Raw genomic sequence first — 12,143 nt, forward strand, 5'->3', positions numbered from 1 at the left:
GTGAAGTTCAATGCGAATTCGCGTCGCGCACGAAACCGTTTATCGCTACGACACGCCAGCCACCAACGCGATCCAGATTCTGCGCCTGTGGCCGCGCAACTACGACGGACAATATGTCGTGCGCTGGCGCGTGGAAGTCTCCGAGGACTGTCACGTCGAGCCGCGCGAGGATGCCTTCGGCAACCTCACCCACACCTTCACCGTCGATGGCCCGATTTCCGAATTGTCGGTGCGCGTCGCGGGCGAAGTCGAGACGCAGAACACGCATGGCATCATTCGCGGCACGCGCGAGAAATTTCCTCCTTCGCTCTATTTGCGTCCGACCGACCTGACGCTCCCGGACGCCGCGATGAGCGCATGGGCGAATGAAGTCGCGGACGGCGGCAAACGCCCCGCGCTCGATACGCTGCACGCGCTCTCCACCGGAATCTACGAGACTTTCCGTTTCGATGCAGGCTCGACGCTGACGACGACCACCGCGGCGGAGGCTTTCGCCCAGAAACATGGCGTCTGTCAGGACTTCGCCCATGTGTTCTCGGCGGCCGCGCGCCACCTCGGCATCCCGTCCCGTTATGTCGGCGGCTACTTCAAGCGCAGCGACGGCATTGTCGAAACCGAGTCCGGCCATGCGTGGGCCGAGGCATGGCTGCCCGATCTGGGCTGGATCGCCTTCGACCCCGCTCACGGCATGTCGGCGGATGACGCCTATATCCGGGTCGCCATTGGCCTCGATTGTCAGGGGGCGGCCCCGGTCCGGGGCAACCGCCGAGGCGGCATAGGCGAAAAGCTGGACGTTAAGGTTGTGGTGGATCAGGCGGGCCGGCAGGCGCAACAATAGGTATGGTTTGCTGACCGGTTCCGGTCGGGCATAGTGCGCACCGGTTAAAGGCAGGCTCCGAGTCGATGACCTATTGCTGCGGAATCCTCGTTCGCGACGGGATCGTGATGATCGGCGACACGCGCACCAATGCGGGTCTCGACAACATCTCCACCTTCCGCAAGCTCCACCTGTTCGAGGAACCGGGCAAGCGCGTGATGGCGCTCTCCACCGCCGGCAATCTTTCCGTCTCGCAAACCGTGGTTTCGCTGCTCAGCGAAGGCATCGAAAATCCGGAAACCGGAGAACGCGAACGCCTCACCGATGCGCCGACCATGTTTCAGGCCGCGCAACGCGTCGGCCGCGCCGTGCGCATGGTCTACGAGAACGACGCAAAGGCGATGGAAGATTCGGAAGTCAATTTCGACGTCTCTTTCCTGTTCGGCGGCCAGGTCGCCGGACGGCGGCTGCGCCTATTCATGATTTATGCGGCGGGCAACTTCATCGAATGCACCACCGATACGCCCTATCTCCAGATCGGCGAGCACAAATACGGCAAGCCGATCCTCGATCGCGCGGTGAATTATGAAACCGATCTCTACGACGCGCTGAAGATCGGCCTGATCTCGATGGACTCGACCATGCGCTCGAACCTCGCGGTCGGCCTGCCCATCGACCTCGCGGTGATCCGCCGCGACACCATGCAGATCGAACTCAATTACCGCATCATGCCGGGCGAACCCTACTTCACCGATCTGCGCGAGCGCTGGTCGGCGGCGTTGCGCGCGGCGCATATCGCGATCCCGCGCCCGCCCTATGCTACCCGCCCGGTTGAGGCGATGGCGCCCGCGGAAGCGATCGACACGCTGCTGTTGCCGAAAAAACTTGCGAACGATGCAAGCGCGCAACTCACCGCCGGAATGACCCTGCGCAAGCCGTCGCGCTGACGAACAAGACCACAAACAAAAACGCCGAATAAAAATCACGGGAGGACTATCATGGCTGCTTCGCGGAAAATCGCGCTCGTCACCGGCGCCGGCTCCGGCATCGGCAAGGCCAGCGCCGTCGCGCTCGCCAAAGCCGGATTCAATGTCGCGATTGCGGGCCGCACGCCCGCGCCGCTGGAGGAAACCGCAAAGGAAATCAAAGCCGCCGGCGGCGAGGCGCTCGTCGTGCCGACCGACGTAGGCGATCCCGCGCAGGTGAAAGCGCTGTTTGCGAAAATAAAGGAAAAATTCGGCCGCCTCGACGTGATCTTCAACAACGCGGGCCGCGGTACGCCGCCGGTGCCGCTTGAAGAAGTGAAACTCGAAGACTGGAACGCGACCGTTGCCGCGAACCTCACCGGTCCGTTCGTCTGCACGCAGGAAGCCTTCAAGATCATGAAGGACCAGAACCCGCGCGGTGGCCGCATCATCAACAACGGCTCGATCTCGGCCTACGCGCCGCGCCCCTTCTCCGCGCCCTACACTTCCACCAAGCACGCCATTTCCGGCCTGACCCGCGCCACCGCGCTCGACGGCCGCGCTTACGATATTGCCTGCAGCCAGATCGACATCGGCAACGCCGTGACGCCGATGACCGAGCGCATGGCGAACGGCGTATTGCAGCCGGACGGCACCACGAAAGTAGAGCCGCGCGTTGCCGTCGAGCATGTCGCGAACGCAATCGTCTACATCGCGTCGCTGCCGCTGGATGCGAACGTCCTCTTTATGAACGTGATGGCGACCAAGATGCCGTTTGTGGGACGAGGATAAACTTACCCCCTCTCCCCGATGGGGAGAGGTAAAACGGACTACAACCCGCTCGAACCTGTCGCCAGTTCCTGCCGCAAGGTCTGTGCCGCTTCGAGCAGCGCCTTGTCGTTCCGTTTACGCGGGAACGGAAGATTGATCGGCAGCGAAGCGCGAAATGCGCCCGGCGTACCAATGATCGCAACGACGCGGTCGGCGAGATAAACCGCTTCGTCGATGGAATGCGTGACGAAAAGAATGGTCTTCTTCGTCGCGGCACGGATGCGCGCCAGTTCGTCCTGCAAGCCCTCGCGCGTGATGGCATCGAGCGCCGCGAACGGCTCGTCCATGAGCAGCACTTCCGGATCGACCGCGAGCGCGCGCGCAATCGCGACGCGCTGGCGCTGGCCGCCGGAAAGTTCGTGCGGATAGCGTCCGCCGAGATGGCCGAGGCCAACCAGGTCGAGCGCTTTCTGCGAGCGCTCCCTGCGCTCATCGGCCCCGGTTCCCCAGTGTTCGAGACCGAAGCCGACGTTGTCGAGCACCTTGCGCCACGGCAGCAGCCGCGCATCCTGAAACACCATCGCGACCGGCAGGCTGCCGCGCTTGCGCGGCGCGCGTACGGTGAACTCACCCGTATTGGGTTCGAGCAGGTTGGCAATCACGCGCAGCAAGGTCGATTTGCCGACGCCTGACGGACCGACGATGGCGACGAACTCCCCGCGCTGCACGTCGAGGTCGAGGCCGCGCAATACTTCCGTGCGCTCGCCGTTACGCTCGAAGCTCAGCCCGACCTTGCGAAGTTCGACTACCGTTTCCATCGCAGCAACCAGTTCTGAATGGCGACGAAGATCGCATCGATGATGCCGTAGAGCAGCGCCATCGTCGCCATGTAGATCACGACCACATCGGACGCGAGCAGGTTCGATGCCTGCATCATGCGCGAGCCGAGACCGGGCACGCCGAAGATTTCCGCCGCGACCACGGCCATCCACGCCTGCCCCAGCGCAGTGCGCAGCCCCGCGAGGATGCCGGGCGCGGAAGCCGGCAGGATCACCTTGTAGAGTTTCTGGAACCACCAGCGGAAATCGAACGCGTCCGCAAGTTCGAGCAGGTCGCGGTCCACCGCCTGCACCGCGCCGAGCGCTGCGAAATACGAAATCCAGAATACGCCGATTGCAATGATAAACACCGCGCCGGACGGATTCACGCCGAACCACAGGATCGCAAACGGCACCCAGGCCAGCCCCGGTATCGGGCGCAGAATGCGCACTACCCAGCTGAGCGAGTCTTCCAGCGGACGAAAGATGCCGGTGATGACACCGAACGCAACGCCGAGGAAACCGCCAAGCATCAGGCCGATCAGATAGTGCCGCAAACTCAGCAGCACGGATTGGTGCCAGATGCCGGTGCGCACCTCGCGCATGAAGGTTTCCGGCAACACGCTGGGCGGCGGCAGGAAGTCCGCGCGCACGAGACCGAAGTACGGCAGCGCCTCCCAGAAAAGCAGAAAGACCGCCAGACCGAGCGCAGCGAGCGCGAACGAATAGCGGCCTTTCATTTCATAACGCTCTCGGAAAAAATTGGCGGGCGGCTGTTATCGCCCGGCAATCGCTTCCTTGTAAACGTCGAGCGCGAACAGCGGGTCTACCGGATCAGCCTTTTTCAGAACACCGATCTTGACCTGATACTCCTGCAGTTTCGTCGCAGGCGCGGTAATGCGGTTCGGGTCAGCGACGAAACGCGTCTGCGGCGATTTCAGCGACGCCAGCAGAATGTCATCCGGCAGCAGTCCGCGGCCGAACGCTTCGCCGAGATGCTTCACCGACTTTTCCTGATTCTTTTCGATGAATTCGGTCGCGCGCACGGTCAGCCGGATCAGCTTCTTCACGGCTTCCGGATCGCGCTTCGCGAAATCGCCGGTGACGGCAAGCACGACGCCGGGGAAGTTCGGGAAGATTTCCGCACCGTCCGCGACCAGTTTGATCTTCGGATTCTGCTTGCGGATGATCGAGAGCGCAGGCTCGCGGATCGAGCCGGCATCGACGGCACCGGTCAGGATCGCGCGCTGGGTCGCGTCGATGCCGAGTTCGACGATCTCGACGTCTTCCTTGTCGGCCTTGATCACTTCCCACAGCCAGTATTGCAGCGAAGTGTTCGGGCCGGAGCCGAGCGGCTGGGTCGCAAACTTCACCGGTCGGCCATGCTTCTGGCGGAACGCCTTCAGCGCCGCGGCTTTCTCGCTGACCTTTTTACCTTCGAGGAACGGCGCGAGGTCTGCGCTGCCCGCGATGCCAAGCTCCTCGACGACCGTCGCCGCGATCACCCGAATGTCTTGTCCCTTCGCGCGTGCGACGAGCAGCGGCGCGAAGCCCGCGTTGTAGACGTCGATGGTGCCGGACGCGACGGCCTGAATCAGGTTCGGACCGGATTCGAATTTCGTGAACTGGACATTCAGACCCTGCTCTTTGAACCAGCCCTCGCCCTGCGCAACGAAAAGCTGCGCCGCACCCATGACCGGGATGTAGCCGATACGGATGGTGGTGTTTTGCTGGGCCTGCACCGAACCGGCGGCAAGCAGGACTGCCGCGGCAGCGGCAAAGCGGATAGCGCGCAACATCGTTTGAAAACTCCGAAACGCCGGGCTTCAGCCCGGCTATTCACGGACGAATAAAGCGCCGCCAAATCTTTTTCAATATAGGAATGTGATTTATTTTATTTCACATTTATAGAAAGTGATAAAAAGCCAAATAGCCCTTTAATCGTCGAACAGCTTCCGCTTTTCCCCCTCCGCGCTGCGCAGCACGAGCCGCAGTTCGCAGTCGTTGTCCTCGCTGTCGATGCGCGCCTCGATCTCCGACCCGTCCTTGAAGCTGAACAGCACATAGAGCGCGCCTTCCCGTTCGCGCTGGCTATTGGGCTGGCCGTGCTGGGCAATAATGTCCTTCATCACGGCACTGGCGCGATAGCACGCGGCCACGTCGTCCTCTTCCTTCGACTGGTACTTGGCGACGAAGGCGGCGGCGATGAGCTTCTCTTCCGCGCTGAAATAGTAGGTCACGAAATGACTACGACCGCCGATCTTCAGGTCGGGATCGTGATGCGTGATCGTCTTCAGCCGAACCGTCTTGTCTTCGCTCTGCCAGTAGCTTTCGCCGGCTGCCGGACCAAGCTTGGCCTTCACCGCTTCAAGCGGCGTACCGAATGGAATTTTGTAGAAGCCTTCGAGCTTCTCGCGCGGCGTCTGCGCGCCGGCAAAAGAAGTGAATGCAAGAATGAGGATGGCGGCCAAGCGAAGCATGTCCGCTCCTATACGCGGAAATTACGACTCGATTCGGGTGACGCTAATTCTGGTCCCGCTGCGCACCGGCTTCAATGCCTTCACATCACTAAGCGCCCTCGCCCAGATGTTGCAGGGAGAAGCCAGCCGGGTTTCGTCCCCTTTCGAGATCGGTGTGCGCCCAAAACCGATGGCGATGGCATTGCCGTCAGGCCAGTAGGCGATTTCGCCGGGTATCACCACGGCTTTTGCATCCGGCTAGCGTTCCGCATCCACCGGAATGTCGAAATAGACTTCCTCGCCCCAGGTTTGCGCGCGGCCTTCGATTGGCAGCACTGCCGCGATCTGTTTCGCGGTAGGCGTGTCGAGCAACTCGGCATCGAGCGTAATGCCCCCGAAATCGAAACGAATGCGCACGTCTTTCCTCTCCTTGCCTTCGGCAGCCTTGACCCGGCCCGGCATCGAACCGGAGGATGGCTGCAGGGGTCAATAGGCAACCGCGCGCGAAACGGGACAAGCGATGCAAAATCTGCAATCGGCGCTAGGCATTGCGGCCCTCATCGGCTTTGCGTGGGCGATCAGCGAGAAGCGCTCCGCCATATGCTGGAAGCCGGTTGCGGCTGGTCTCGTCTTCACATTGCTTCTCGCCGTGCTGTTCCTGAAGGCTCCTCCGGTTACGGCCGCCTTCGCCGCGATGAACGGCGTGGTCGATGCAATTGCCGCCGCGACACGCGCGGGAACCTCGTTCGTGTTCGGCTATCTCGGCGGCGGGCCGCTACCTTTTGAATTGAAATCGCCGGGCGCTGAGTTTGTCCTGGCCTTCAACGCGCTACCGCTCGTGCTTCTGATGAGCGTGTTGACCACGCTCTTGTTTTATTGGGGCGTCCTGCCGCCGGTCATTCGCGGCTTTTCATTCCTGCTGAATCGCACGCTCGGTGTCGGCGGTGCGGTCGGCCTTTCGGCGGCGGCGAATATCTTCGTCGGCCATGTCGAGGCGCCGTTATTCATCCGCCCCTATCTGGCGAAACTTTCGCGCAGCGAACTATTCGTGGTGATGACTTGCGGCATGGCGGGGATCGCGGGGACCGTGCTGGTGCTGTATGCGCAATTTCTCCGCGACCGCGTACCGGATGCCGCAGGCCATCTCATCATCGCATCCGTGCTGAGCGCGCCGATTGCGATTCTTGTCGCCCGTATCATGGTGCCGGACGACGCCGACGCAAAGACAGGCGAACTGGAAATCGCCGAACCGGTTGCCGATAGCACGATGGATGCGATCACGAAGGGAACGGCCGCGGGACTTTCGCTGCTTCTCAACATGATGGCGATGCTGATCGTGTTCGTCGCGCTCGTGCATCTCGTGAACGGAATGCTTTCGTTGCTGCCGCAAATCGGCGGCGAAGCGATTACGTTGCAACGCTTGCTCGGTTACGTCATGGCGCCGGTATGCTGGCTGATCGGGATTCCCTGGCCGCAGGCGCCGACCGCCGGCGCACTCATGGGCATCAAGACCGTCCTCAACGAATTGATCGCCTACCTGCAGATGTCGCAGCTTCCTGCCGACGCGCTCGATCCGCGTTCGCGCCTGATCATGCTCTACGCGCTCTGCGGCTTTGCGAATTTCGGCAGCGTCGGCATCATGATCGGTGGCCTCACCGTTATGGTGCCGGAACGCCGCGCCGATATTCTCTCGCTCGCGATGAAAACCGTTGTCTCCGGCACCATCGCGACACTGATAATGGGCGCGATCGTCGGCCTGCTCAGTTGAGAAGGTATTCCCCATTCACCGCGCGAAACTCCGACGGCTTGATCAGCCGCGCGTGGGCGACCGTGACCGAGTAGAGCGGCCCCGTGAGCTCGCGCGTCCAGAAATCGAGAAAGCGCGAGAGCGTCGGGAATTTCGGGAACAGGTCGTATTCCTGCCAGACGAAGGTTTGCAGGAGCTTCGGGTGGTCCGGCAGCCGATAGAGGATCTGGGCCGTGGTCAGGCCGTAGCCGTCGAGCTGCCGCTTAAAGTCTTCCGAGACTCGATTCATCGAACATCCTTAATGCTGAAGGACGCCTAATGTTTCCGCCTGCCCGGACCGATTTCAAGCCTGAAAAGTGAATTTTCTGTTTAGAATCAAAGCACTAGCAGCCAAGTGCGCTGGCGGCTAACAACCGCCTTGCAACCCTGCCGAGCCCTGGCACTCGCCCGGCCCCAGTGCCAAAAAATTTGACTTCCCCTCTTGAAGGGCCGAAAACCCGCATCCATCTGGCTTTCGAACGCGGCTGGAACCCCGGCGCGTTCGTCCAATTCGCTAGCAAAATCAAGGTCTTGGAGGACTGCTTATGAAATTCCGTCCGCTGCATGACCGTGTCGTCGTCCGCCGCATCGAGGCTGACGAGCGCACGAAGTCGGGCATCATCATCCCGGATACCGCGAAGGAAAAGCCGGCCGAAGGCGAAGTGATCGCTGTCGGCCAGGGCGGCCGCGACGAAGCCGGCAAGCTCATCCCGATCGATCTCAAGGTCGGCGACCACATCCTGTTCGGAAAGTGGTCGGGCACCGAAGTGAAGATCGACGGTGAAGACCTCATCATCATGAAAGAATCCGACATCCTCGGCGTGCTCGAAGGCGCCGCCACGAAGAAGAAGGCCGCGTAAGCGTGCCTCGTCGAGATCAGGAGTAGAAAACAATGGCTGCTAAAGAAGTAAAATTCTCCGTTGACGCGCGCGACCGCATGCTGCGCGGCGTCGACATCCTCGCCAACGCCGTGAAGGTCACGCTCGGTCCGAAAGGCCGCAACGTCGTGATCGACAAGTCCTTCGGCGCTCCGCGCATCACGAAGGATGGCGTCACCGTCGCGAAGGAAATCGAACTGGAAGACAAGTTCGAGAACATGGGCGCGCAGATGGTGCGCGAAGTGGCGTCGAAGACCAACGACCTCGCCGGTGACGGCACCACGACTGCCACCGTCCTCGCCCAGGCCATCGTGAAGGAAGGCGCGAAGTCCGTTGCCGCCGGCATGAACCCGATGGACCTCAAGCGCGGCATCGACCTCGCGGTCGAGACCATCGTCGAAGACCTCAAGAAGAACTCGAAGAAGATCACCTCGAACGACGAAGTCGCGCAGGTCGGCACGATCTCCGCGAACGGCGATCAGGAAATCGGCAAGTTCCTCGCCGACGCCATGAAGAAGGTCGGCAACGAGGGCGTCATCACGGTTGAAGAAGCCAAGTCGCTCGAAACCGAACTCGATGTCGTAGAAGGCATGCAGTTCGACCGCGGCTACATCTCGCCCTACTTCGTCACCAACGCCGACAAGATGCGCGTCGAGATGGACGATCCGTACATCCTCATCAACGAGAAGAAGCTCTCCTCGCTGAACGAAATGCTTCCCGTGCTGGAAGCGGTCGTGCAGTCGGGCAAGCCGCTCCTCATCATCGCGGAAGAAGTCGAAGGCGAAGCGCTCGCGACCCTCGTCGTGAACAAGCTCCGCGGCGGCCTCAAGGTTGCGGCCGTGAAGGCTCCGGGCTTCGGCGATCGCCGCAAGGCCATGTTGCAGGACATCGCGATCCTGACCGGCGGCACCGCGATCTCGGAAGACCTCGGCATCAAGCTTGAGAACGTCCAGCTCAACATGCTGGGCCGCGCCAAGAAGGTGATGATCGACAAGGAAAACACCACCATCGTCAACGGTGCCGGCAAGAAGGCCGACATCGAAGCGCGCGTCTCCCAGATCAAGGCGCAGATCGAGGAAACCACCTCGGACTACGACAAGGAGAAGCTGCAGGAGCGTCTCGCGAAGCTCGCGGGCGGTGTTGCGGTGATCCGCGTCGGCGGTGCGACCGAAGTCGAAGTGAAGGAAAAGAAAGATCGCGTGGACGATGCGATGCATGCGACCCGCGCGGCCGTGGAAGAAGGCGTGCTGCCGGGTGGCGGCGTTGCCCTCCTCCGCTCCGTCAAGGCGCTCTCGCGCGTGAAGCCGGAGAACGACGACCAGCGCACCGGCGTCGAGATCGTCAAGAAGGCGATCCAGGCTCCGGCCCGCCAGATCGCCCTCAACGCAGGCGAAGACGGCTCGGTCATCGTCGGCAAGATCCTCGAGAAGGATCAGTACTCGTTCGGCTTCGATGCGCAGTCGGGCCAGTACGTCGATATGTTCAAGAAGGGCATCATCGACCCGACCAAGGTCGTGCGCACCGCGCTGCAGGACGCCGCTTCGGTCGCTTCGCTACTGATCACCACGGAAGCGATGGTCGCCGAACTGCCGAAGAAGGGTGGCGGCGCTGCCCCGGCAATGCCGGGCGGCGGCATGGGCGGAATGGATTTCTAAGTCCTACTCTATATCCAGTTGGAAAGGCGGGTCTCTTGCGGCCCGCCTTTTTCATAACCAACTGCCTTACGTGCGAAAGAAACTTTACCTAACGCCGGATTTTAGTTCGGGTTAGTGAAATATGAGATTCCAGTCATTGGGGTCATGATGCAAAGCATCAAGTTTAGCATAACCATCTTAAGGTGGTTGCGTATAAAAGTTCGGATAAAGCGTTCCTAGATAAGAAGCCCGTTCTTTCGAACGGGCTTTTTCTTTACGCAGGCTTGCCGTTCCTCAGCAGCTTCAGCACCTTGTAAACGTATTCGTTCGCGGGCGCCGGCACGCCGAGTTTTTTGCCGAGTTCGACCACCTTGCCTTGCAGCCAGTCGAGTTCGAGGCGATTGCCACGCTCCAGGTCTTCCAGCATGGACGCCTTGATATGCGGCCCGATGCTGCTGGCAAAAGCCATGCGCTTGTCCACCTCGCCCTCGATCGCAACGCCGGATTTGATACCGACGGCTTCCGTCTCGCGCATCAAGCTCTCAAGCAGCGCGCGCGTATCCGGATCGGCAAGAATCGGCCCCATCGTGCTGCGCGTGCTCGCGGTCGCTCCCGAAATGCCGACGAGAAAGACGAACTTCTGCCAGAGGCTTCTACGAATATCAGTGGAGAATTCCGCATCAATCTTGGCGCGGCGCATTTCATCGACCAGCGATTTAAGCCGCGCGTCGTCGCGCCCATCGAGAAAACCGCAGGAAAATTTTGCAAACGTGCTTTTGTGCGAGACCACGCCCGGCCCGGAAATGACCGCGGAGATCTGGGTCGGCGCGCCGCAGACGACATCGCCGAGGATCGGTGTCAGCCGGTCTACCGAGTCGATGCCGTTCAGCATCGAAAGCACCCGCATATCCTTGTTCACGAAAGGCTTCGACAGTTCGCCTGCCTTTTCGGTATCCCAGAGCTTCACTGCGAACAGCACGACATCAACCGCGCCGACCCTCTTCGGATCATCCGTCACATTCGCGGGCTTGATGAGCATGTTGCCGAGCGGGCTTTCGACCTTGAGGCCATCCCGCGCAATGGCATCTCCGTGCGCGCCGCGCGCAATGAAATGAACTTCGTGCCCTGCTTCCGCGAGTCGCCCCCCGAAATAAGCACCCAGGGCACCCGTCGCCATTACCGCTATGCGCATCGCAATCTCCAAAAAAATCGCGCGGCGTTATGCCACGAAAAAGGGCGCGGCCGAAACCGCGCCCTGTTCGTATCAGCTTTGCAAAATCAGACTGTGAACTTGCCTGCCTTCGCGTCGGCGTAGCGCTGGTTGATGACGTCCCAGTTCACGACATTCCACCACGACTTGAGGTAATCGGGGCGCCGATTCTGGTAGCGCAGATAATAAGCGTGCTCCCAGACGTCGTTGCCGAAGATCGGCATGCGCCCGTACATCAGCGGCGAGTCCTGGTTCGGCTGCGACTCGAGCGAGAGCTTGCCTTCCTTGTTCGAGGTGACGAACACCCAGCCCGAACCGAACACTCCAGCGCCGCGCGCGTTGAAAGTTTCCTGCAACTTCGCGAAATCGCCGAACGAAGCCTTGATCGCCGCCGCGATCTCGCCGGTCGGTTCGCCGCCAGCGCCGCCCATGACTTGCCAGAACATCGAGTGGTTAGCGTGACCGCCGCCGGAATTGCGCACCAGCGGACGGATGCCTTCCGGCAGGTTCGCGAGCTTCGCCAGCATTTCCTGAATCGGCATCTCGAACGCCTTGGCATTCGCCTTCGCACCGTTATTCAGATTGTTGATGAAAGCCTGATGATGGCGGGTGTGGTGAATTTCCATCGTCATCTTGTCAATGGCCGCTTCGTTCTTGTCGGCCGCATAAGGCAACGGCGGCAGCTTGAACGGTCCTTCTTCCTGCGCGAATACTTCCGTTGTGCGAAGCGTTGCATAGGCACTCACCGCAGCCGCGCCGGCAATGAGGGCGCGGCGGTTGACTGAAAGCATCGAAACCTCCCAAA

The 12,143-nt window shown here is 61.1% G+C and carries 12 protein-coding genes and 2 pseudogenes; 6 read left to right on the forward strand and 8 right to left on the reverse strand.

The window, feature by feature from the left end; genetic code table 11:
• Window positions 1–10 precede the first annotated feature (10 nt).
• The 3 genes and pseudogenes from KF794_09295 to KF794_09305 all read left to right on the forward strand — a co-directional run bounded on the left by KF794_09295 (window position 11) and on the right by KF794_09305 (window position 2,574).
• Entirely contained in the window at window positions 11–838 is an 828-nt protein-coding gene (locus KF794_09295; GenBank protein ID QYK43991.1) for a transglutaminase family protein, read from the forward strand.
• Between the two features lie 65 nt (window positions 839–903).
• Window positions 904–1,635 (forward strand): annotated as a pseudogene (locus tag KF794_09300) (peptidase).
• Window positions 1,636–1,815: 180 nt separating this feature from the next.
• A complete protein-coding gene (locus KF794_09305) occupies window positions 1,816–2,574 on the forward strand; it encodes an SDR family oxidoreductase (protein QYK43992.1) in 759 nt (252 codons plus the stop codon).
• A gap of 38 nt (window positions 2,575–2,612) precedes the next feature.
• Here the strand turns inward: KF794_09305 and KF794_09310 are convergent, their stop codons facing one another.
• The 5 genes and pseudogenes from KF794_09310 to KF794_09330 all read right to left on the reverse strand — a co-directional run bounded on the left by KF794_09310 (window position 2,613) and on the right by KF794_09330 (window position 6,292).
• Window positions 2,613–3,371, reverse strand: coding sequence for an ABC transporter ATP-binding protein (locus KF794_09310; GenBank protein ID QYK43993.1), 759 nt, complete (start codon window positions 3,369–3,371; stop codon window positions 2,613–2,615).
• Complete coding sequence (locus KF794_09315; protein QYK43994.1) at window positions 3,359–4,111, reverse strand: ABC transporter permease; 753 nt, start codon at window positions 4,109–4,111, stop codon at window positions 3,359–3,361. The genes KF794_09310 and KF794_09315 overlap by 13 nt, the downstream gene beginning before the upstream one ends.
• A 36-nt stretch (window positions 4,112–4,147) precedes the next feature.
• The gene (locus KF794_09320) at window positions 4,148–5,170 is read right to left on the reverse strand and encodes an ABC transporter substrate-binding protein (protein QYK43995.1); all 1,023 of its coding nucleotides are present in this window, start codon (window positions 5,168–5,170) and stop codon (window positions 4,148–4,150) included.
• Window positions 5,171–5,308: 138 nt separating this feature from the next.
• Window positions 5,309–5,851 (reverse strand): hypothetical protein, encoded by a 543-nt coding sequence (locus KF794_09325; GenBank protein ID QYK43996.1) that lies wholly within the window; start codon window positions 5,849–5,851, stop codon window positions 5,309–5,311.
• Window positions 5,852–5,872: 21 nt separating this feature from the next.
• A pseudogene (locus tag KF794_09330) lies at window positions 5,873–6,292 on the reverse strand (hypothetical protein).
• Between the two features lie 58 nt (window positions 6,293–6,350).
• Between KF794_09330 and KF794_09335 the strand changes: the two are divergent.
• Entirely contained in the window at window positions 6,351–7,598 is a 1,248-nt protein-coding gene (locus KF794_09335) for a nucleoside:proton symporter (protein QYK43997.1), read from the forward strand.
• Here KF794_09335 and KF794_09340 read toward each other — a convergent pair.
• Entirely contained in the window at window positions 7,591–7,866 is a 276-nt protein-coding gene (locus KF794_09340) for an usg protein (GenBank protein QYK43998.1), read from the reverse strand. The genes KF794_09335 and KF794_09340 overlap by 8 nt on opposite strands.
• A gap of 295 nt (window positions 7,867–8,161) precedes the next feature.
• Between KF794_09340 and KF794_09345 the strand changes: the two genes are divergently transcribed.
• Window positions 8,162–8,476 (forward strand): co-chaperone GroES, encoded by a 315-nt coding sequence (locus KF794_09345; GenBank protein ID QYK43999.1) that lies wholly within the window; start codon window positions 8,162–8,164, stop codon window positions 8,474–8,476.
• A gap of 32 nt (window positions 8,477–8,508) precedes the next feature.
• A complete protein-coding gene (groL, locus tag KF794_09350; protein QYK44000.1) occupies window positions 8,509–10,149 on the forward strand; it encodes a chaperonin GroEL in 1,641 nt (546 codons plus the stop codon).
• A gap of 253 nt (window positions 10,150–10,402) precedes the next feature.
• On the opposite strand, the gene KF794_09355 is transcribed toward groL, so the two are convergent.
• On the reverse strand, window positions 10,403–11,320 hold the full coding sequence (locus tag KF794_09355) for a ketopantoate reductase family protein (GenBank protein ID QYK44001.1): 918 nt from the start codon (window positions 11,318–11,320) through the stop codon (window positions 10,403–10,405).
• 86 nt (window positions 11,321–11,406) lie between these two features.
• A complete protein-coding gene (locus KF794_09360) occupies window positions 11,407–12,129 on the reverse strand; it encodes a superoxide dismutase (protein ID QYK44002.1) in 723 nt (240 codons plus the stop codon).
• Between the last annotated feature and the right edge of the window lie 14 nt (window positions 12,130–12,143).

This window comes from Xanthobacteraceae bacterium, from assembly GCA_019454205.1.
GTDB lineage: Bacteria > Pseudomonadota > Alphaproteobacteria > Rhizobiales > Xanthobacteraceae.

What these genes read in the sequence shown, in the direction of transcription:
- KF794_09340 (QYK43998.1), bottom strand. Translation starts at nt 7,866, where the DNA reads ATGAATCGAGTCTCGGAAGACTTTAAGCGGCAGCTCGACGGCTACGGC.
- KF794_09305 (QYK43992.1), top strand. Translation starts at nt 1,816, where the DNA reads ATGGCTGCTTCGCGGAAAATCGCGCTCGTCACCGGCGCCGGCTCCGGC.
- KF794_09315 (QYK43994.1), bottom strand. Translation starts at nt 4,111, where the DNA reads ATGAAAGGCCGCTATTCGTTCGCGCTCGCTGCGCTCGGTCTGGCGGTC.
- KF794_09310 (QYK43993.1), bottom strand. Translation starts at nt 3,371, where the DNA reads ATGGAAACGGTAGTCGAACTTCGCAAGGTCGGGCTGAGCTTCGAGCGT.
- KF794_09345 (QYK43999.1), top strand. Translation starts at nt 8,162, where the DNA reads ATGAAATTCCGTCCGCTGCATGACCGTGTCGTCGTCCGCCGCATCGAG.
- KF794_09355 (QYK44001.1), bottom strand. Translation starts at nt 11,320, where the DNA reads ATGCGCATAGCGGTAATGGCGACGGGTGCCCTGGGTGCTTATTTCGGG.
- KF794_09360 (QYK44002.1), bottom strand. Translation starts at nt 12,129, where the DNA reads ATGCTTTCAGTCAACCGCCGCGCCCTCATTGCCGGCGCGGCTGCGGTG.
- KF794_09295 (QYK43991.1), top strand. Translation starts at nt 11, where the DNA reads ATGCGAATTCGCGTCGCGCACGAAACCGTTTATCGCTACGACACGCCA.
- KF794_09325 (QYK43996.1), bottom strand. Translation starts at nt 5,851, where the DNA reads ATGCTTCGCTTGGCCGCCATCCTCATTCTTGCATTCACTTCTTTTGCC.
- groL (QYK44000.1), top strand. Translation starts at nt 8,509, where the DNA reads ATGGCTGCTAAAGAAGTAAAATTCTCCGTTGACGCGCGCGACCGCATG.
- KF794_09320 (QYK43995.1), bottom strand. Translation starts at nt 5,170, where the DNA reads ATGTTGCGCGCTATCCGCTTTGCCGCTGCCGCGGCAGTCCTGCTTGCC.
- KF794_09335 (QYK43997.1), top strand. Translation starts at nt 6,351, where the DNA reads ATGCAAAATCTGCAATCGGCGCTAGGCATTGCGGCCCTCATCGGCTTT.